Origin of the sequence: Streptomyces lacaronensis, assembly GCF_047337785.1 — a bacterium.
Classification (GTDB): domain Bacteria; phylum Actinomycetota; class Actinomycetes; order Streptomycetales; family Streptomycetaceae; genus Streptomyces; species Streptomyces lycopersici.
This window is the reverse complement of sequence record NZ_JBLHDK010000003.1, coordinates 5,958,991-5,977,902: the sequence shown is the minus strand read 5'-3', so window position 1 is coordinate 5,977,902 and position 18,912 is coordinate 5,958,991. Positions and strand designations below refer to the sequence as shown.

Sequence of the window (18,912 nt, the reverse complement as noted above, 5' to 3'; positions counted from 1 at the left end):
CGCCGACAGCTCCCAGGCCCAATCCTGTGGCCAACAGTCCGGTGCGGCTCACCGATCGCATGGCCCTGCCCTCCACATGCGGCGCCTCCACATGGATCCGTCCTACCTGACCGCATCGTATCCGTGCCGAGATTGCACCGATACCGCCCTTGGGCAAACAGCGGGTCGCGTGCCGACCATGTCGGAACGCGACCCGCCCCGCGCTGCCCTTCCGTACGGCATGAACCGCACGGGCGGCGCCTCACTCGTCCTCGTCCGCCGCTCCGTCCTCGGAGGAGAGCGGCTGCTCCAGCACCGGCCCCTCGCCAGGGGCCAGCGTGCCGAGGATCCGCTCGAGATCCTCTATTGAGGCGAACTCGACGACGATCTTTCCCTTCTTCTGACCGAGGTCGACCTTCACCCGCGTCTCGAACCGATCGGAGAGACGTGAGGCCAGATCCGTGAGCGCGGGGGACACCCGCGCACCCGCCCTCGGGCTCTTGGGCTTGGTCGTACCCCCCGAGCGCGACCCCATCAGGGTGACGATCTCCTCCACCGCACGCACCGAGAGCCCCTCGGCGACGATGCGATGGGCCAGCCGGTCCTGCTCCTCCGGGTCGTCCACGGAGAGCAGTGCCCGGGCATGGCCCGCGGAGAGAACCCCGGCGGCCACCCTGCGCTGGACGGACGGGGAGAGCTTCAGCAGCCGCAGCGTATTGGAGACCTGCGGACGCGAGCGTCCGATACGGTCGGCCAGCTCGTCATGCGTGCAGTTGAAGTCCTTCAGCAGCTGGTCGTACGCCGCCGCCTCTTCCAGCGGATTCAGCTGGGCCCGGTGGAGGTTCTCCAGCAGCGCGTCCAGGAGGAGCTTCTCATCATCGGTGGCCCGGACGATCGCGGGGATCTTCTCCAGCCCGGCCTCACGACAGGCCCGCCAGCGGCGCTCGCCCATGATGAGCTCATAGCGCTCCGGCGCCAACTGTCGTACGACGACGGGCTGGAGGAGACCGACCTCCTGGATCGAGGTGACCAGTTCGGCCAGCGCGTCCTCGTCGAAAACCTCACGGGGCTGCCGCGGGTTGGGGGTGATGAAGTCCAGCGGCAGCTCGGCGAAGTGAGCCCCGGCCACCTCCTCCGGCATCGCCTCCGGGGCGACGGCCTCGGGCTCCTGCTCCCGTGGCGCGGGCTCGGTTTCCTGTGGAACGGTGTGCGTGGCCAGTCCGGCCACCTTGGCCGCCGCCACTCCGCGCTCCTGGGTGAGCACCGGGACCGCGGTAGGTGAGGTGGTGGCCCCGGTCGTCGTGACCGTTCCCGCCCCCGCCGAGGACGCGGCATTGTCCGCCCCCTTCGGCGCGGGAGGGATCAGGGCACCGAGCCCACGGCCCAGTCCTCTGCGTCGCTCACTCACTGAATCCCCTCCTGCATGCTGCTGTGCTGGTCGTGCTGGCTGAGCTCGGGCAAGGCATGGGCGTGCGGGGCTTCGTAGTGCACGCCAACACCTCTGAGGGCGATCTCGCGGGCCGCCTCCAGATAGGAGAGCGCCCCGCTCGACCCCGGGTCATAGGTGAGGACGGTCTGCCCATAACTGGGGGCCTCGGAGATGCGCACCGATCGGGGAATGCTCGTCCGGAGCACCTCACCGCCGAAGTGGCTCCGCACCTCGTCGGCGACCTGGGAGGCCAGCCGGGTGCGACCGTCGTACATGGTGAGAAGGATCGTCGAGACATGGAGCTTGGGGTTGAGATGGCCCCGCACCAGATCCACATTCCGCAGCAGCTGCCCCAGCCCCTCCAGTGCGTAGTACTCGCACTGGATCGGGATCAGCACTTCCGCGCCGGCCACCAGCGCATTGACCGTCAGCAGGCCCAGCGAGGGCGGACAGTCGATCAGGATGTAGTCCAGCGGCTGCTCGTATGCCTCGATGGCCCGCTCAAGCCGGCTCTCCCTGGCCACCAGGGAGACCAGCTCGATCTCGGCACCGGCGAGATCAATCGTGGCCGGAGCGCAGAAGAGGCCCTCCACGTCCGGGACCGGCTGCACCACATCGGACAACGGCTTGCTGTCGACCAGCACGTCATAGATCGATGGAACCTCGGCATGGTGGTCGATCCCCAGCGCCGTCGAGGCATTGCCCTGTGGGTCGAGATCGATCACCAGCACACGACCACCGTGCAGGGCGAGCGAGGCGGCCAGATTGACCGTGGTCGTGGTCTTCCCGACCCCGCCCTTCTGATTGGCGACCACCATCACCCGGGTCTGCTCCGGCCTGGGCAACCCTTCACCGGCGCGGCCCAGGGCTTCGACGGCCAGCTGAGCGGCACGGCCAATAGGGGTGTCGTCCATCGGAGGCGGCGTTTCACGTGAAACATCCTCCCCCGGCGATTCGGTACGGGGGCCGGGGACCGGATCGGTCATCGGCCCCGCGATGTTGGCGTCGGACCGCAAGGATTCACTCTCCTCGACATCAGGCTCGCAATAAGCAGAGCCTGCCATGCTTTTGGGGTTGTGAACCAGCGAGGCCTGTTCTCCTGTGGATGAATCCACGTTCCTACGGGGTCGGCGGTCGCGGGGCAAAGCCGCCGCGCGACCGCGACTGATGATTCCATGCAGCAGGGAGCGACGTTTCACGTGAAACACGATGCACGGGAGGACTCGTCGATGGGTCGCGACACTCCGGTATGCGTAGTTTTGCCAGCTTGTATGGAGCAATGCCCCTGATTCAGGGCCGACGGCGCGGCGACCGCCGAGCCGCCTTGGCCCGCTTCGCCGCAAAGCGCACACCCCCGGGACTCTCCCCGACCTCGACCCGCACCACCGTGGACGGCGGGTCCACCACTCCCTCACCGACATGCAGCACCGAGGTCCCCACCACGCCCAGCTTGCCCAGCGCGGCCCGGGCCTGCTTCAGCTCCTCCTCGGCGGTGTCGCCCTTCAGCAGCAGCATCTGGCCGTACGGGCGCAGCAGCGGTACCCCCCAGCCGGCCAGCCGGTCCAGCGGGGCCACCGCCCGAGCCGTCACCACATGCATCGGGGTCAGCTTCCCAAGGACCTCCTCGGCGCGACCGCGCACCACCGTCACATGCTCCAGCCCCAGCAGCTCCACCACTTCCCGCAGAAAGTTCGTCCGGCGCAGCAGGGGCTCCAGGAGCGTGATCCGGAGATCGGGACGGGTCAGTGCGAGCGGAATACCGGGGAGCCCGGCCCCCGAGCCCACATCGCAGACGGTGACCCCCTCGGGCACCACTTCGGAGAGCACGGCGCAGTTCAGCAGATGCCGCTCCCACAGCCGCGGCACCTCACGTGGGCCGATCAGCCCGCGGGTCACTCCCACATCAGCCAGCAGCTCGCCGTAGCGGACGGCCTCCGGAAAACGGTCACCGAATACGTCCCTTGCCTCGGGGGGCGCCGGGGGGAGCTCCGCTGCTTCCGTCACGGGGACCGTCCTTCCGTACCGAACACTCTGCTGAACGATGATGTAAGGCTGACAAGATTCGGCCCCGTCTGCGTGCAGACGGGGCCGTATGGATCACGAGGCGGAACCGCTTCAGACCGGAAGCACGACCACGCAGCGCTGAGGCTCCTCGCCCTCGGACTCGCTGCGCAGCCCGGCGGCGGCCACGGCGTCGTGCACCACCTTCCGCTCGAAGGGCGTCATCGCCTTGAGCTTCACCGGCTGCCCGGTGCCCTTCGCCTCCTCGGCCGCCTTGGTACCCAGCTCGGTCAGCTCGGCACGCTTACGGGCCCGGTAACCGGCGATGTCAAGCATCAGCCGGCTGCGGTCGCCGGTCTCCCGGTGCACCGCGAGGCGGGTCAGCTCCTGAAGGGCCTCCAGCACCTCGCCATCGCGGCCGACCAGCTTCTGCAGATCACGGCTGGTCGAATCGCTGATGATCGACACCGCTGCGCGATCGGCCTCGACGTCCATGTCGATGTCGCCGTCGAGGTCCGCGATGTCCAGCAGCCCCTCGAGGTAGTCGGCCGCGATCTCCCCTTCCTGCTCAAGGCGGGTCAGGGTGTCGACACCCTCGGCTGCCGGGGTGGTGCCTTCCGTCACGGATGGACTCCTTCGTTACTTCTTGGACGGGTGCTTGGGGCGCTGCTGGCCCTTGCGCTGACCGGACTTCGAGCCACGGGAGGAGCCGGAGGCCGAGCCGCCGCCGGCCGGCTTGCCGCCCTGCGCGCCCTTCTTCTGCCCCGGTCCCGGCTTCGCGGCGGGCTTGTCCTCGGTGGACTTCTCCGGGGAGGCCGAGGAAGCCGGCTGCGAGCTGGCCTTGCTGTGACCGGTCGTGGAGCGCTTTGCCTTGGTCTGGCGCTTGGGCTGCTGACGGTTGGCGCGCGCCGTCTCGGCCGCCTCCTTCGCGGCGACCTCGGCCGGCTCCTCCTTCAGCTTGCCGCTGGCCCGCAGCCGCTCCTGGCGGGCCTTGAAGGCCACGCTGCCCGGGGTCGGGTTCCGGCGGATGACGAACATCTGCTGGCCCATGGTCCAGACGTTGGTGGTCAGCCAGTAGACGAGGACACCGACGGGGAAGTTGATGCCGAAGACGGCGAACATGATCGGGAAGACGTACATCAGCATCTTCTGCTGCTGCATGAACGGCGTCTTCACCGTGAGGTCGACGTTCTTGGTCATCAGCTGGCGCTGGGTGAAGAACTGTGAGGCCGACATCAGGACGATCATGGTGATCGTCACGATGCGGACGTCGGTCAGCGAGGCGCCGAGGGATTCGACCTTCGAGGCCGAGTCCATGAACTTCACCGATAGCGGAGCGCCGAAGATGTGGGCGTTACGGGCGCTGTCCAGCAGCGACTGGTCGATGACACCGACCGTCCTGTTGTTCGCGATGTGGTTGAGCACCTGGTACAGCGAGATGAAGAACGGCGACTGCGCGAGGATCGGCAGACAGCTCGAGAGCGGGTTGGTACCCGTCTCCTTGTAGAGCTTCATCATCTCTTCGGACTGGCGCTGCTTGTCGCTCTTGTAGCGCTCCTGGATCGCCTTCATCTTGGGCTGGAGCGCCTGCATGTTCCGCGTCGACTTGATCTGCTTCACGAAGAGCGGGATCAGGCAGATCCGGATCAGCACCACCAGCGAAACGATGGACAGACCCCACGCCCAGCCACTGTCCCGATCGAAGATCAAGCTGTAGAACGAGTGGAACTGGACGATGATCCAGGAAACTACGTCATAAAGAGGACCGAGGATCGTGTCCACGAATCAGGCTCCTTGGGCTTTGGGCTGGGTCTCGGGCTGTGCGGCAGGCTCCACAGCCGGATGCCCGCCGAGGCGGTTCCGCAGCCGCTGGTGCCACACCGGACGCTTCCGGGGCGGGACATGGTCGACGCCACCGAGTGACCATGGGTTGCAGCGCAGGATGCGCCAGGCCGTCAGCGCCGTTCCTTTTACCGCGCCGTGCCGGTTGATGGCCGTATAGCCATAGTGCGAGCACGACGGGTAGTACTTGCAGACCGGTCCCAGCATCGGGCTGATGGTCCACTGGTACAGCTTGATCAACCACAGCAGCGGGTACTTCATCGCGGCACCCCTCCCAGTAGCCGCTGCACTGCCGTGTCAAGATCGCGGGCCAGCTGGTCGTGACCCGCCTCTCCCGCGCCGGGCAGCGCCCGTACGACGACAAGGCTACCTGCGGGAAATCGGTCGATGCGGTCCCGCATCAGATGGCGCAGTCTCCGCTTCACCAGATTGCGGACGACGGCACCGCCGATCGCCTTGCTTACGACGAAACCCGCACGCGCCGGAGGAGCACTCTCCCCGGATGCGTGCGGGTCCGTATCACCGCTGGTGAGGCCGGTACGAAGATGCACGACAAGGAGCGGGCGCCCGGCCCTGCGTCCTCGGCGTACCGCGGCCGCGAAGTCCTCGCGCCGCCTCAGCCGATGTTCGGTAGGCAGCACGTCATGGACCTTGAGTCAGGCTGCTCAGGCCGACAGGCGGGCGCGACCCTTGCTACGGCGGGACGCGAGGATCGCGCGGCCGGCACGGGTGCGCATCCGCAGCCGGAAGCCGTGGGTCTTCGCGCGACGACGGTTGTTCGGCTGGAAGGTGCGCTTGCTCACTCGGGGGCTCCAGAAATGAATCGGATGGTGGCGGTCTATCGCTTGGCTGTCACCGTGCGCCCACGAGTAGCTCGCAATACGCCCGAGTGCACCGCTTCACGACCACGGATCATCAACCCGTGAATCCTTGCCCATCGGAGGCAGGCGGCAGCAGCCATCGACAACTCGACCTGGTTACGGTACGCGCGGTTACGCCATCCGGTCAAACCGGTGGCCGACACCCTGACAGCGCGCTATCCCCCCACAGCCTAGGGGCAAGGGAACGCCCGGCGACATCGCATGGCACATTTGTACACACCCTGTGGACAACGACTTGAACCCTGTACCCCGGCCTGACTACCGTGGCTGGGCTCCGATTCCTTCACGCCCGTCCCGAGAACCACGCATTCGTGGGACCTGTCGGCGTCCCCCACCCAGCGAGTGAGAGAGCGTGCCCTGTGGCTGACGTACCCGCCGATCTTGCCGCAGTGTGGCCACGTGTGCTGGAGCGGCTGCTGGGAGAGGGCTCCGGGCAGGGCGGACAAGGCGTCGAGGCCAAGGACGAACACTGGATCAAGCGGTGCCAGCCCCTCGCGCTGGTCGCCGACACCGCGCTGCTCGCTGTCCCCAATGAATTCGCCAAGGGCGTGCTGGAGGGCCGGCTGGCCCCCGTCGTCAGCGAAACGCTGAGCCGGGAGTGCGGCCGCCCGATCCGCATCGCGATCACCGTGGACGAGTCCGCCGGCGAACCGATCGTCCCCCCGCAGCCCCAGCGCGAGCAGCGCGAGTCCTACGAGAGCTACGACGGCCGGGACGGCTATGGCCGCCAGGCGCCGGACGATCTTCCGTCGGCCCGCCCCGCGTACCCCGGGTATCAGCAGTCACGCCCCGAACCGGGCGCCTGGCCGCGGGGCCGTGACGACTACGGCTGGCAGCAGCCCCGGCTCGGCGGCTTCCCGGAGAGTGATCCGTACGCCTCCCAGCGCGCGTCGTCCGGCTATGACCAGCAGTCCGGCTATGACCAGCAGCCTTACGAGCAGCCGCGCGGCGACTACCGCGGTCCGGGCGCCGAGCGCCCCGGGCCGGGCCACGGCCCCGGCGGCGGTCCCGGTGGCATCCCCCGCCCCGGGGCGAGCCCCGAGCGCCCGCCGTACGAGCAGCGCCACGATCTGCCCGACCCGCTCGAGCGCGCCCGCGGCGGACCGCCCGTGCTGCCCTCGCAGACCGGTGCCCCCGGTCCGCTCGCCGCTCAGCCCGCGCCCGCGTCCGGCCCCGGTGAGCCGACCGCGCGGCTGAACCCCAAGTACCTCTTCGACACCTTCGTCATCGGCGCGTCCAACCGCTTCGCGCACGCCGCGGCGGTCGCCGTCGCCGAGGCGCCGGCCAAGGCCTACAACCCGCTGTTCATCTACGGCGAGTCCGGGCTCGGCAAGACCCATCTGCTGCATGCCATCGGGCACTACGCGCGCAGCCTCTACCCCGGAACCCGGGTGCGCTATGTGAGCTCGGAGGAGTTCACCAACGAGTTCATCAACTCCATCCGCGACGGCAAGGCGGACGCGTTCCGCAAGCGCTACCGCGACATGGACATCCTGCTGGTCGACGACATCCAGTTCCTGGCGAGCAAGGAGTCGACGCAGGAGGAGTTCTTCCACACCTTCAATACGCTCCACAACGCCAACAAACAGATCGTGCTCTCCTCCGACCGGCCGCCCAAGCAACTGGTCACCCTGGAGGACCGGCTCCGCAACCGCTTCGAGTGGGGCCTGATCACCGATGTGCAGCCGCCGGAGCTGGAGACGCGCATCGCGATCCTCCGTAAGAAGGCGGTACAGGAGCAGCTGAACGCGCCGCCGGAGGTGCTGGAGTTCATCGCCTCGCGGATCTCCCGCAACATCCGTGAGCTGGAGGGCGCGCTGATCAGAGTGACGGCCTTCGCGAGCCTGAACCGGCAGCCGGTGGACCTCGGGCTCACCGAGATCGTGCTGAAGGATCTGATCCCCGGCGGCGAGGACGCGGCCCCGGAGATCACCGCCACCGCGATCATGGCCGCGACCGCCGACTACTTCGGGCACACGGTCGACGATCTGTGCGGCGCCTCCCGCAGCAGGGTGCTGGTCACCGCGCGGCAGATCGCGATGTACCTCTGCCGGGAGCTGACCGATCTCTCGCTGCCCAAGATCGGCGCGCAGTTCGGCGGCCGCGACCATACGACGGTGATGCACGCCGACCGCAAGATCAGGGCGCTGATGGCCGAGCGGCGCTCCATCTACAACCAGGTGACCGAACTGACCAACCGCATCAAGAACGGCTGAGAGAGGCTCGCGGGGCCACCGCGAACCGCTGAAGGGCGCTCCGGGACGGACATCTCCCGGGGCGCCCTTCGTCGTCCTCCGTCGTTACGTCGCCGTCCCTCGTCGTTCATCGCTACGAGGCTGTTCGATTCCCTGCCCGGCCGGCCCGGTTCTCCACAGATCCACAGCTCATCCACCGTCCACACCCTGGGGACATGGGAGTTGTCCCGATCGCGTCCACAGGCTGTCCGGTGGAAAGGGGATCTCCCGAGGTCAGCCGGTTGTGGAATTGTGGCTAACGGAAGTCCACAGACTGTGGACGATCGAGGTGCCCACAGGCCTCGCATCAGCTTGTCCACCGGCAACCCACAGCCGAAGGCCCGTTGCCCACAGCTTCTCCACACCGCTGTCCACTGTTCGGCAACGAAACAGCCACGGTCACCGGACCGAGTGAAAGGCGTCACACCGAAGAGGCGGGTTGGGCTGTGGGGAAGGTGGGTAAAACTGGGGACGACGTTGGGGAGAACCGGGCGATGTCTGTGCATCGCATGTGCAGAACTCTTCGGCGTCCACAGAAAGCCCTGGTTGTCCACCGCCTCCGCCCACAGGCCCGGTGGACAAAAAATCGCCTCTGACCAGGGCAGATCGAGTTTTCCACGGTTTCCACAGGGCCTACTACTACGACCACTTAGAGATAGCGAGGAAATCGCTTCGAAGTGGGGCCTGTGCACAACCTCGGGCCGAGCAGCCCGACACCCCGCGCACCGACTTGACCCCGAGCCGCACCGACTGTCGGCGGCGTGCGTCAGACTGGTCTCCGGCGACACAGCCGACGACGAAGGCCAGCAGGGCGAGCCAGCAACAGCAGGAGGCGGCTTACGGTGAAGATCCGGGTGGAGCGCGATGTACTCGCGGAGGCGGTGGCCTGGACGGCCCGCAGCCTCCCGGCCCGACCGCCGGTGCCCGTCCTCGCGGGGATCCTGATGAAGGCGGAGGAAGGCGCGCTGAGCCTTTCCGGCTTCGACTACGAGGTCTCGGCCCGTGTCTCGGTGGAGGCCGACATCGAGGACGACGGCACGGTCCTCGTCTCCGGCCGCCTTCTCGCCGACATCTGCCGAGCCCTTCCCAACCGCCCTGTGGAGATCTCCAGCGACGGTGTGCGGGTGACCGTGGTCTGCGGCTCCTCGCGATTCACCCTCCACACCCTGCCTGTGGAGGAGTACCCGGCGCTGCCGCAGATGCCGACCGCGACCGGCACCGTCCCCGGCGAGGTCTTCGCCGCCGCCGCGGCCCAGGTCGCCATCGCCGCCGGCCGTGATGACACCCTGCCGGTGCTCACGGGCGTGCGGATCGAGATCGAGGGCGACAGCGTCACGCTGGCCTCCACCGACCGCTACCGGTTCGCGGTCCGCGAGTTCCTGTGGAAGCCCGAGACCCCCGACATCTCCGCCGTCGCGCTGGTGCCCGCCAAGACGCTCCTCGACACCGCCAAGTCGCTGACCAGCGGTGACACCGTCGCGCTCGCGCTCTCCGGCTCGGGTGCGGGCGAGGGCCTGATCGGTTTCGAGGGCGCCGGGCGCCGTACGACCACCCGGCTGCTCGAGGGCGACCTGCCGAAGTACCGCACGCTCTTCCCCACCGAGTTCAACTCGGTCGCGGTGATCGAGACCGCCCCGTTCGTCGAGGCCGTCAAGCGTGTGGCCCTGGTCGCCGAGCGCAACACCCCGGTGCGGCTCACCTTCGAGCAGGGCGTGCTGATCCTGGAGGCCGGTTCCAGCGACGACGCACAGGCTGTGGAAAGGGTGGACGCCCAGCTCGACGGCGACGACATCTCGATCGCCTTCAACCCGACGTTCCTGCTGGACGGCCTCAGCGCGATCGACTCGCCGGTCGCCCAGCTGTCCTTCACCACCTCGACCAAGCCCGCCCTGCTGAGTGGCAAGCCCGCCATGGACGCCGAGGCGGACGAGGCGTACAAGTACCTGATCATGCCGGTCCGACTGAGTGGCTGAAAGCCGAGCGAATGAGCGGGTGTAGCCCACATCTGTGCGGCTACCCGCGGGCGTAGGCTCGGATTCACCGCGAAACGCAACGGACTACGGCACAAAGGATCACTGATGGAGCTCGGTCTCATCGGCCTCGGCAAGATGGGCGGCAACATGCGCGAGCGCATCCGCCGCGCAGGCCACACCGTCATCGGATACGACCGCAACCCGGACGTCGCCGATGTTCACAGCATCGATGAGCTCGTCAACAAGCTCAAGGGCCCGCGAGTGGTGTGGGTCATGGTCCCGGCGGGCGTCCCCACCCAGATCACCATCGACGAGCTGGCCGAGCTGCTGTCGCCCGGCGATGTCGTCGTGGACGGCGGGAACTCCCGCTGGACCGACGACGAGAAGCACGCCGAGCAGCTCAACGCCAAGGGCATAGGCTTCGTCGACTGCGGTGTCTCCGGCGGTGTCTGGGGTCTGGAGAACGGCTACGCGCTGATGTACGGCGGCGCCGCCGACCATGTGGCCCAGGTCCAGCCGATCTTCGACGCGCTCAAGCCCGAGGGCGAGGTCGGCGCCGTCCACGCCGGCAAGGTCGGCGCGGGCCACTTCGCCAAGATGGTCCACAACGGCATCGAGTACGCGATGATGCAGGCGTACGCCGAGGGCTGGGAGCTGCTGGAGAAGGTGGACTCGGTCACCGACGTCCGCGAGGTCTTCCGCTCCTGGCAGGAGGGCACCGTCATTCGCTCCTGGCTGCTGGACCTGGCCGTCCGCGCCCTGGACGAGGACGAGCACCTGGGCAGGCTGCGGGGCTATGCGGAGGACTCCGGTGAGGGCCGCTGGACGGTGGAGGCCGCGATCGACAACGCCGTGCCGCTGCCCGCGATCACCGCGTCGCTCTTCGCCCGGTTCGCCTCCCGCCAGGAGGACTCACCGCAGATGAAGATGGTCGCCGCGCTGCGCAATCAGTTCGGTGGCCACGCGGTCGAGAGCAACGAGAAGTAACCACCCCTCGGGGTCGGAAGCAAGCGGTACTGCCGGGGGAGGTCGGCGCAGCCCACTATGCACGTCACGCATCTCTCGCTCGCCGACTTCCGCTCGTACGCCCGGGCCGAGGTGGCGCTCGACCCGGGCGTCACGGCCTTCGTCGGGCCCAACGGCCAGGGCAAGACCAATCTCGTCGAGGCGGTCGGCTATCTCGCCACCCTCGGCAGCCACCGGGTCTCCTCCGACACCCCGCTGGTGCGCATGGGCGCGGAGCGGGCCGTGGTCCGGGCCGCGGTCGTCCAGGGGGACCGGCAGCAGCTGATTGAGCTCGAGCTCAACCCGGGCAAGGCCAATCGCGCCCGTATCAATCGATCGTCGCAGGTCAGACCGCGCGATGTGCTGGGGATACTGCGGTCGGTGCTGTTCGCGCCCGAGGATCTGGCCCTGGTCAAGGGCGATCCGGGCGAGCGCCGCCGGTTCCTGGACGAGCTGATCACCGCGCGGGCGCCCCGGATGGCGGGGGTCCGCTCCGACTACGACCGGGTGCTGAAGCAGCGCAACACGCTGCTGAAGACGGCCGCTCTGGCCCGGCGGCATGGGTCCCGCGGCGGAGGCGGCGACACGACCCTGTCCACTCTCGACGTCTGGGACCAGCATCTGGCCCGGGCCGGTGCCGAGCTGCTCGCCCAGCGGCTCGATCTGATCTCCGTACTCCAGCCGCTCGCCGACAAGGCGTACGAGCAACTCGCCCCGGGCGGGGGCCCGGTGCTGCTGGAGTACCGCGGCTCGGCCGGTGAGGGGCTGGCCGGCGCGGGCAGCCGCGAGGAGCTGTACGAGCTGCTGATGGCGGCCCTGACCGAGGCCCGTAAGCAGGAGATCGAGCGCGGGGTCACGCTGGTCGGCCCGCACCGCGACGACCTGGTGCTCAAGCTGGGCAGGCTCCCGGCGAAGGGCTACGCCAGTCATGGCGAGTCCTGGTCGTACGCCCTCGCCCTGCGGCTGGCCTCCTACGATCTGCTGCGCACCGAGGCGGGCGAGCCGGTGCTGGTGCTCGACGACGTCTTCGCGGAGCTGGACGAGCGGCGCCGGGAGCGGCTGGCCGAGCTGGTCGCCCCCGGAGAGCAGGTGCTGGTGACCGCGGCGGTGGAGGACGACGTCCCGCAGGTGCTGACCGGTACCCGCTATGCGGTGTCCGAGGGCGAGGTGCGGCGCGTATGACGGACGGGATGGACCAGCCCGCGCGGCCCTCGTCGGCGTCCGGGCCCTCGCCCGTGCCGGAGCCCTCAGGCGTCGATCTCGCGCGGGTGGCGCTGCGCGCCGCCAAGGAGCAGGCGCGCGCCCGGGGGGCCGCGGCCCAGCAGAAGAAGCAGGCGCGCAGAGGGGGCTTGCGCTCCGGCGCGCGCGCCGATGGCCGCGATCCGCTTCCGCTCGGTGCGGCGATCAACCGGCTGATCACCGAGCGTGGCTGGGAGACCCCGGCCGCGGTCGGCGGGGTGATGGGCCGCTGGCCCCAGATGGTGGGCCCCGAGGTGGCCCAGCACTGCGAGCCTCAGCGCTACGACGAGGACGCCCGGGTGCTCACGGTGCGCTGTGACTCCACGGCGTGGGCGACCCAGCTGCGGCTGCTCGCGCCCCAGCTCGTGGCCCGGCTCAACGCGGATCTGGGCCAGGGCACGGTGAAGCTGATCAAGGTTCTGGGCCCCGGCGGCCCGCCCCGGCGCTACGGCCCGCTGCGCTCCCCGGGCTCCACGGGCACGGGGGACACCTACGGTTGACCGGGGGTTCGAGCCCTGTGCTGACCGGGGGTAACAGGGTGACTGCTGAGACCCCGGTCACGGTAGCCGGTGGTTGACAGCCCGAAGCGCTGAGTGGCGGCGTGAGCCTCTTGGAGCCCGTCCCCGCATATGGGGAGTCGGCGGCGGCCGGTTCAGGGCGGCACATGCGGACTCAGGCGCCAGCAAGCCCCCATTCTTGTCGGCGCTACCGGTAGACTGGGGCCGTACACCGTCGCCGCTGGCGCACCGAGCGCTTGCGGACACATGTTGAACGACGCAGCCGCTCCCGCCTGCCCGGAGACGGCTTGTGCTGTGCCAGAAAGGGCGCTTCGTGGCCGATTCCGGCAACCCCATCGAAAACATCCCGTCCACGCCCGACGGCGAGGCCCTGGCTCCGCCGTCGTACGACGCCAGTGCGATCACCGTTCTGGAGGGGCTGGAGGCGGTCCGCAAGCGACCCGGTATGTACATCGGTTCCACCGGTGAGCGCGGCCTGCACCACCTCGTCCAGGAGGTCGTCGACAACTCCGTCGACGAGGCCATGGCCGGTCACGCGGACACCATCGAGGTCACGATCCTCGCCGACGGCGGCGTCCGCGTCGTGGACAACGGCCGCGGTATCCCGGTGGGCATCGTCCCCTCGGAGGGGAAGCCGGCCGTGGAGGTCGTGCTGACCGTGCTGCACGCGGGCGGCAAGTTCGGCGGCGGCGGCTACGCCGTCTCCGGCGGTCTGCACGGCGTCGGCGTCTCCGTCGTCAACGCCCTCTCGTCGAAGGTGTCAGTCGAGGTCAGGACGGACGGTTACCGCTGGACCCAGGACTACAAGACGGGAGTGCCGACCGCGCCCCTGGCCCGGAACGAGGCCACGGAGGAGACCGGCACCACGGTCACCTTCTGGGCGGACCCGGACGTCTTCGAGACCACCGAGTACTCCTTCGAGACGCTGGCCCGGCGCTTCCAGGAGATGGCGTTCCTCAACAAGGGCCTGTCGATCTCGCTGACGGACGAGCGTGCGGCCCATGTGGACGAGGAGGGCAAGCCGCTCTCCGTGAAGTACCACTACGAGGGCGGCATCGTCGACTTCGTCACCTACCTCAACTCCCGCAAGGGCGAGCTGGTCCACCCCACGGTGATCGGCTTCGAGGCCGAGGACAAGGAGCGGATGCTCTCCCTCGAGATCGCGATGCAGTGGAACGCGCAGTACACCGAGGGTGTCTACAGCTTCGCGAACACCATCCACACCCATGAGGGCGGCACGCACGAGGAGGGCTTCCGCGCCGCGCTGACGTACCTGATCAACAAGTACGCGCGCGACAAGAAGCTGCTCCGGGAGCGCGATGACAACCTCACCGGTGAGGACATCCGCGAGGGCCTGACCGCGATCATCTCGGTCAAGCTCGGCGAGCCCCAGTTCGAGGGCCAGACCAAGACCAAGCTGGGCAACACGGAGGCCAAGACCTTCGTCCAGAAGATCGTCAACGAGCATCTCGCCGACTGGCTGGACCGCAACCCCAACGAGGCGGCGGACATCGTCCGCAAGGGGATCCAGGCGGCCACGGCCCGGGTCGCGGCCCGTAAGGCGCGCGATCTGACCCGCCGCAAGGGGCTGCTGGAGACGGCTTCGCTGCCGGGCAAGCTGAGCGACTGCCAGTCCAACGACCCGTCGAAGTGCGAGATCTTCATCGTCGAGGGTGACTCCGCCGGCGGCTCGGCCAAGTCCGGCCGTAATCCGCAGTACCAGGCGATCCTCCCGATCCGAGGCAAGATCCTCAATGTCGAGAAGGCCCGGGTCGACAAGATCCTGCAGAACAACGAGGTCCAGGCGCTGATCTCCGCCTTCGGCACCGGGGTGCACGAGGACTTCGACATCGCCAAGCTCCGCTATCACAAGATCATCCTGATGGCGGACGCCGATGTCGACGGTCAGCACATCAACACCCTGCTGCTGACCTTCCTCTTCCGTTTTATGCGCCCGCTGGTCGAGGCGGGGCATGTCTTCCTGTCCCGGCCGCCCCTCTACAAGATCAAGTGGGGCCGGGACGAGGTCGAGTACGCGTACTCGGACCGGGAGCGGGACGCGCTGATCCAGGCCGGCCGGGAGCAGGGCAAGCGCATCAGGGACGACTCCGTCCAGCGCTTCAAGGGTCTGGGCGAGATGAACGCCGAAGAGCTGCGGGTGACCACGATGGACCAGGACCACCGCGTTCTTGGCCAGGTCACGCTGGACGACGCGGCCCAGGCCGACGACCTGTTCTCGGTCCTCATGGGTGAGGACGTCGAGGCACGGCGCTCGTTCATCCAGCGCAACGCCAAGGATGTCCGCTTCCTCGACATCTGAGTCGGCCCCCAGCCGCAGACGACAGAAGGACTTTGACCAGCAATGGCCGACGAGAACACCCCGAACACGCCCGACGACCTGACCCCCGACGAACTCGCCGAAGGCGCCGCCCTCCGCGTCGAGCCGGTGGGCCTCGAGACGGAGATGCAGCGCTCGTACCTCGATTACGCGATGAGCGTGATCGTCAGCCGTGCGCTGCCCGACGTCCGGGACGGCCTCAAGCCGGTGCACCGCCGGGTGCTGTACGCGATGTACGACGGCGGGTACCGCCCCGAGAAGGGCTTCTACAAGTGCGCCCGCGTCGTCGGCGACGTCATGGGCACCTACCACCCGCACGGCGACTCGTCGATCTACGACGCGCTGGTGCGGCTGGCCCAGTCGTGGTCCATGCGGATGCCGCTGGTCGACTCCAACGGCAACTTCGGCTCCCCGGGCAACGACCCCGCGGCGGCCATGCGGTACACCGAGTGCAAGATGGCGCCGCTGTCGATGGAGATGCTCCGGGACATCGACGAGGAGACCGTCGACTTCCAGGACAACTACGACGGCCGTAACCAGGAGCCGACGGTCCTGCCGGCCCGCTTCCCCAACCTGCTGATCAATGGCTCGGCGGGGATCGCGGTCGGCATGGCCACCAACATCCCGCCGCACAATCTGCGCGAGGTGGCCGAGGGCGCCCAGTGGGCCCTGGCCAACCCCGAGGCCACTCAGGAAGAGCTGCTCGACGCCCTGATCGACCGGATCAAGGGCCCGGACTTCCCGACCGGGGCGCTGGTCGTCGGCCGTAAGGGCATCGAGGAGGCGTACCGCACCGGGCGCGGTTCGATCACCATGCGCGCGGTGGTGGAGGTCGAGGAGATCCAGGGCCGGCAGTGCCTGGTGGTCACCGAGCTGCCGTACCAGGTGAACCCGGACAACCTCGCGCAGAAGATCGCCGACCTGGTGAAGGACGGCAGGGTCGGCGGCATCGCCGACGTCCGGGACGAGACCTCCTCGCGCACCGGCCAGCGCCTGGTCATCGTGCTCAAGCGGGACGCGGTCGCCAAGGTCGTCATCAACAACCTCTACAAGCACACCGATCTGCAGACCAACTTCGGCGCCAACATGCTGGCCCTGGTCGACGGTGTGCCGCGCACCCTCTCGCTGGACGCGTTCATCCGCAACTGGGTCACCCACCAGGTCGAGGTCATCGTCCGCCGGACCCGCTTCCGGCTGCGCAAGGCCGAGGAGCGGGCGCACATCCTGCGCGGTCTGCTCAAGGCCCTGGACGCGATCGACGAGGTCATCGCGCTGATCCGGCGCAGCGACACGGTGGAGATCGCGCGCGAGGGCCTGATGGGCCTGCTGGAGATCGACGAGATCCAGGCGAACGCGATCCTCGAGATGCAGCTGCGGCGGCTGGCCGCCCTGGAGCGTCAGAAGATCGTCCAGGAGCATGACGAGCTGCAGGCCAAGATCAACGAGTACAACGCGATCCTGGCCTCGCCCGAGCGGCAGCGGCAGATCATCAGCGAGGAGCTGACCGCGATCGTCGAGAAGTTCGGCGACGACCGGCGCACCAAGCTGGTGCCCTTCGACGGCGACATGTCCATCGAGGACCTGATCGCCGAGGAGGACATCGTCGTCACGATCACGCGTGGCGGCTATGTGAAGCGCACCAAGACCGAGGACTACCGCTCGCAGAAGCGCGGCGGCAAGGGCGTGCGCGGGACGAAGCTGAAGCAGGACGACATCGTTTCCCACTTCTTCGTCTCGACCACCCACCACTGGCTGCTGTTCTTCACCAACAAGGGCCGGGTCTACCGGGCGAAGGCGTACGAGCTGCCGGACGCGGGACGTGACGCGCGCGGCCAGCATGTGGCGAATCTGCTGGCCTTCCAGCCCGATGAGAAGATCGCGCGAATTCTCGCCATCCGGGATTACGAGGCGGTGCCGTATCTGGTGCTGGCCACCAAGTCCGGCCTGGTGAAGAAGACCCCGCTGAAGGACTACGACTCGCCCCGCTCGGGCGGTGTGATCGCGATCAACCTCCGGGAGATGGAGGACGGCCGCGAGGACGAGCTGATCGGCGCCGAGCTGGTCTCCTCCGCGGACGATCTGCTGCTGATCAGCAGGAAGGCCCAGTCGATCCGGTTCACGGCGACCGACGACTCGCTGCGGCCGATGGGGCGCGCGACCTCCGGCGTGAAGGGCATGAGCTTCCGCGAGGGTGACGAACTCCTCTCGATGAATGTCGTCCGGCCCGGTACGTTCGTGTTCACCGCCACCGACGGCGGGTACGCGAAGCGGACCAATGTCGATGAGTACCGCGTCCAGGGGCGCGGTGGTCTCGGGATCAAGGCGGCGAAGATCGTCGAGGACCGCGGTTCCCTGGTCGGGGCGCTGGTGGTCGAGGAGACCGATGAGATCCTCGCCATCACGCTCAGCGGTGGCGTGATCCGCACCCGGGTCAATGAGGTCAGGGAGACGGGCCGTGACACCATGGGCGTCCAACTGATCAACCTGGGCAAGCGCGATGCCGTCGTCGGCATCGCCCGGAACGCCGAGGCCGGTCGTGAGGCTGAAGAGGTCGAGGAAGAAACCGCGACCGTGAACGCGCCAGCCGAGGAGGCCGAGTCCGAGGCGGCCGAGGGCACAGCGCCCCCGGCCGACGAGACCGAGGAGTAAGTCGTGAGTGGAGCCACGGGTGCCGCGGGCGGCGGTGCGGACGCCGGAGGGCGTCCGGGATCAGGAGCCCCGACGGGTGGTCACACCGCTGGGGACGGCGCCCGTGGCCCGGCCGGGGATTCCGCCGCGGCGGTGACGGAGACCCGGAAGCTGCGGCCGCAGCGCGATCCGCACCCCAAGCCCCAGTACTCCAGCCCGCTCCCCAACGAGCGTCCCGCCCCCGCCCAGCCCGCGCAGCCGTACCACCCGCCGCAGGCATACGCCCCGCCGCCCGGCGACGGGGCCGGACGGGGCGGCTCCGCGGTGCCCGGGCAGTCGGCCCAGGCCGCCCAGACGGGGCACCAGCAGGCCGCCACGGCCGTCCGCCGCCCCCGTACGTCCGCGGGGGCCCGTCCGGCGCCGCGGACCCGCAAGGCGCGGCTGCGGGTCGCCAGGGTCGATCCGTGGTCGGTCATGAAGGTCAGCTTCCTGCTGGCGATCGCGCTGGGGATCTGCACCGTGATCGCGGTGGCGGTGCTGTGGATGGTCATGGACGCCATGGGCGTCTTCAGCGCGGTGGGCGGCACCATAAGCGATGCCACGGAATCGCAGGAGGGCAGCGGGTTCGACCTGCAGTCCTTCCTGTCGCTTCCGCGTGTCCTGGGGTTCACCGGGATCATCGCCGTGATCAATGTCGTGCTGGCGACCGCGCTGGCCACGCTCGGGGCCTTCATCTACAACCTGTCGGCCGGCTTCGTGGGCGGCGTCGAGCTGACCCTGGCCGAGGACGAGTAGCGGGCCGCCCGTTACCGATTTTGGGACAGGGCAGGTGGTGCGCTAATCTT

The 18,912-nt window shown here is 68.5% G+C and carries 16 protein-coding genes; 8 read left to right on the top strand and 8 right to left on the bottom strand.

All coding sequences use genetic code 11. The features are described from left to right. Nucleotides 1–241: 241 nt before the first annotated feature. The 8 genes from ACMTAK_RS25940 to rpmH all read right to left on the bottom strand — a co-directional run bounded on the left by ACMTAK_RS25940 (nucleotide 242) and on the right by rpmH (nucleotide 6,054). The gene (locus ACMTAK_RS25940) at nucleotides 242–1,387 is read right to left on the bottom strand and encodes a ParB/RepB/Spo0J family partition protein (RefSeq protein WP_413808423.1); all 1,146 of its coding nucleotides are present in this window, start codon (nucleotides 1,385–1,387) and stop codon (nucleotides 242–244) included. Beyond that, the gene (locus ACMTAK_RS25935) at nucleotides 1,384–2,472 is read right to left on the bottom strand and encodes a ParA family protein (protein ID WP_413812993.1); all 1,089 of its coding nucleotides are present in this window, start codon (nucleotides 2,470–2,472) and stop codon (nucleotides 1,384–1,386) included. The genes ACMTAK_RS25940 and ACMTAK_RS25935 overlap by 4 nt, the downstream gene beginning before the upstream one ends. A gap of 226 nt (nucleotides 2,473–2,698) precedes the next feature. After that, entirely contained in the window at nucleotides 2,699–3,412 is a 714-nt protein-coding gene (gene rsmG / locus ACMTAK_RS25930; RefSeq protein ID WP_413808422.1) for a 16S rRNA (guanine(527)-N(7))-methyltransferase RsmG, read from the bottom strand. Between the two features lie 111 nt (nucleotides 3,413–3,523). Beyond that, nucleotides 3,524–4,033 (bottom strand): Jag family protein, encoded by a 510-nt coding sequence (locus ACMTAK_RS25925; protein ID WP_020869968.1) that lies wholly within the window; start codon nucleotides 4,031–4,033, stop codon nucleotides 3,524–3,526. Between the two features lie 15 nt (nucleotides 4,034–4,048). Beyond that, a complete protein-coding gene (gene yidC / locus ACMTAK_RS25920) occupies nucleotides 4,049–5,191 on the bottom strand; it encodes a membrane protein insertase YidC (protein ID WP_413808421.1) in 1,143 nt (380 codons plus the stop codon). Nucleotides 5,192–5,194: 3 nt separating this feature from the next. Then, nucleotides 5,195–5,512 (bottom strand): membrane protein insertion efficiency factor YidD, encoded by a 318-nt coding sequence (gene yidD / locus ACMTAK_RS25915; RefSeq protein WP_020869966.1) that lies wholly within the window; start codon nucleotides 5,510–5,512, stop codon nucleotides 5,195–5,197. After that, nucleotides 5,509–5,892, bottom strand: a complete 384-nt coding sequence (rnpA, locus tag ACMTAK_RS25910) for a ribonuclease P protein component (protein ID WP_037954594.1) — start codon at nucleotides 5,890–5,892, stop codon at nucleotides 5,509–5,511. The genes yidD and rnpA overlap by 4 nt, the downstream gene beginning before the upstream one ends. A gap of 24 nt (nucleotides 5,893–5,916) precedes the next feature. Further along, nucleotides 5,917–6,054 carry a 50S ribosomal protein L34 gene (rpmH, locus tag ACMTAK_RS25905; RefSeq protein ID WP_003956500.1) on the bottom strand — a complete coding sequence of 46 codons (138 nt, stop codon included), beginning with the start codon at nucleotides 6,052–6,054 and terminating at the stop codon, nucleotides 5,917–5,919. 437 nt (nucleotides 6,055–6,491) lie between these two features. On the opposite strand from rpmH, the gene dnaA reads away from it, so the two are divergent. The 8 genes from dnaA (at nucleotide 6,492) to ACMTAK_RS25865 (ending at nucleotide 18,862) form a co-directional block, all read left to right on the top strand. Next, entirely contained in the window at nucleotides 6,492–8,348 is a 1,857-nt protein-coding gene (gene dnaA, locus ACMTAK_RS25900; protein ID WP_413808420.1) for a chromosomal replication initiator protein DnaA, read from the top strand. Between the two features lie 860 nt (nucleotides 8,349–9,208). Next, nucleotides 9,209–10,339: a DNA polymerase III subunit beta gene (gene dnaN, locus ACMTAK_RS25895; RefSeq protein WP_262702078.1), complete on the top strand. Its 1,131-nt coding sequence runs from the start codon at nucleotides 9,209–9,211 to the stop codon at nucleotides 10,337–10,339. A 105-nt stretch (nucleotides 10,340–10,444) separates the two neighbouring features. Further along, nucleotides 10,445–11,326 carry a phosphogluconate dehydrogenase (NAD(+)-dependent, decarboxylating) gene (gene gnd, locus ACMTAK_RS25890; RefSeq protein WP_413808419.1) on the top strand — a complete coding sequence of 294 codons (882 nt, stop codon included), beginning with the start codon at nucleotides 10,445–10,447 and terminating at the stop codon, nucleotides 11,324–11,326. Nucleotides 11,327–11,383: 57 nt separating this feature from the next. Then, complete coding sequence (gene recF, locus ACMTAK_RS25885; RefSeq protein ID WP_413808418.1) at nucleotides 11,384–12,526, top strand: DNA replication/repair protein RecF; 1,143 nt, start codon at nucleotides 11,384–11,386, stop codon at nucleotides 12,524–12,526. Continuing rightward, nucleotides 12,523–13,083: a DciA family protein gene (locus ACMTAK_RS25880; RefSeq protein ID WP_413808417.1), complete on the top strand. Its 561-nt coding sequence runs from the start codon at nucleotides 12,523–12,525 to the stop codon at nucleotides 13,081–13,083. The genes recF and ACMTAK_RS25880 overlap by 4 nt, the downstream gene beginning before the upstream one ends. A 307-nt stretch (nucleotides 13,084–13,390) precedes the next feature. Further along, nucleotides 13,391–15,421, top strand: coding sequence for a DNA topoisomerase (ATP-hydrolyzing) subunit B (gene gyrB / locus ACMTAK_RS25875; RefSeq protein WP_413808416.1), 2,031 nt, complete (start codon nucleotides 13,391–13,393; stop codon nucleotides 15,419–15,421). A 42-nt stretch (nucleotides 15,422–15,463) separates the two neighbouring features. Continuing rightward, a complete protein-coding gene (gene gyrA / locus ACMTAK_RS25870; protein ID WP_413808415.1) occupies nucleotides 15,464–18,088 on the top strand; it encodes a DNA gyrase subunit A in 2,625 nt (874 codons plus the stop codon). A 3-nt stretch (nucleotides 18,089–18,091) separates the two neighbouring features. Beyond that, nucleotides 18,092–18,862 (top strand): DUF3566 domain-containing protein, encoded by a 771-nt coding sequence (locus ACMTAK_RS25865; protein ID WP_413808414.1) that lies wholly within the window; start codon nucleotides 18,092–18,094, stop codon nucleotides 18,860–18,862. Nucleotides 18,863–18,912: the final 50 nt, after the last annotated feature.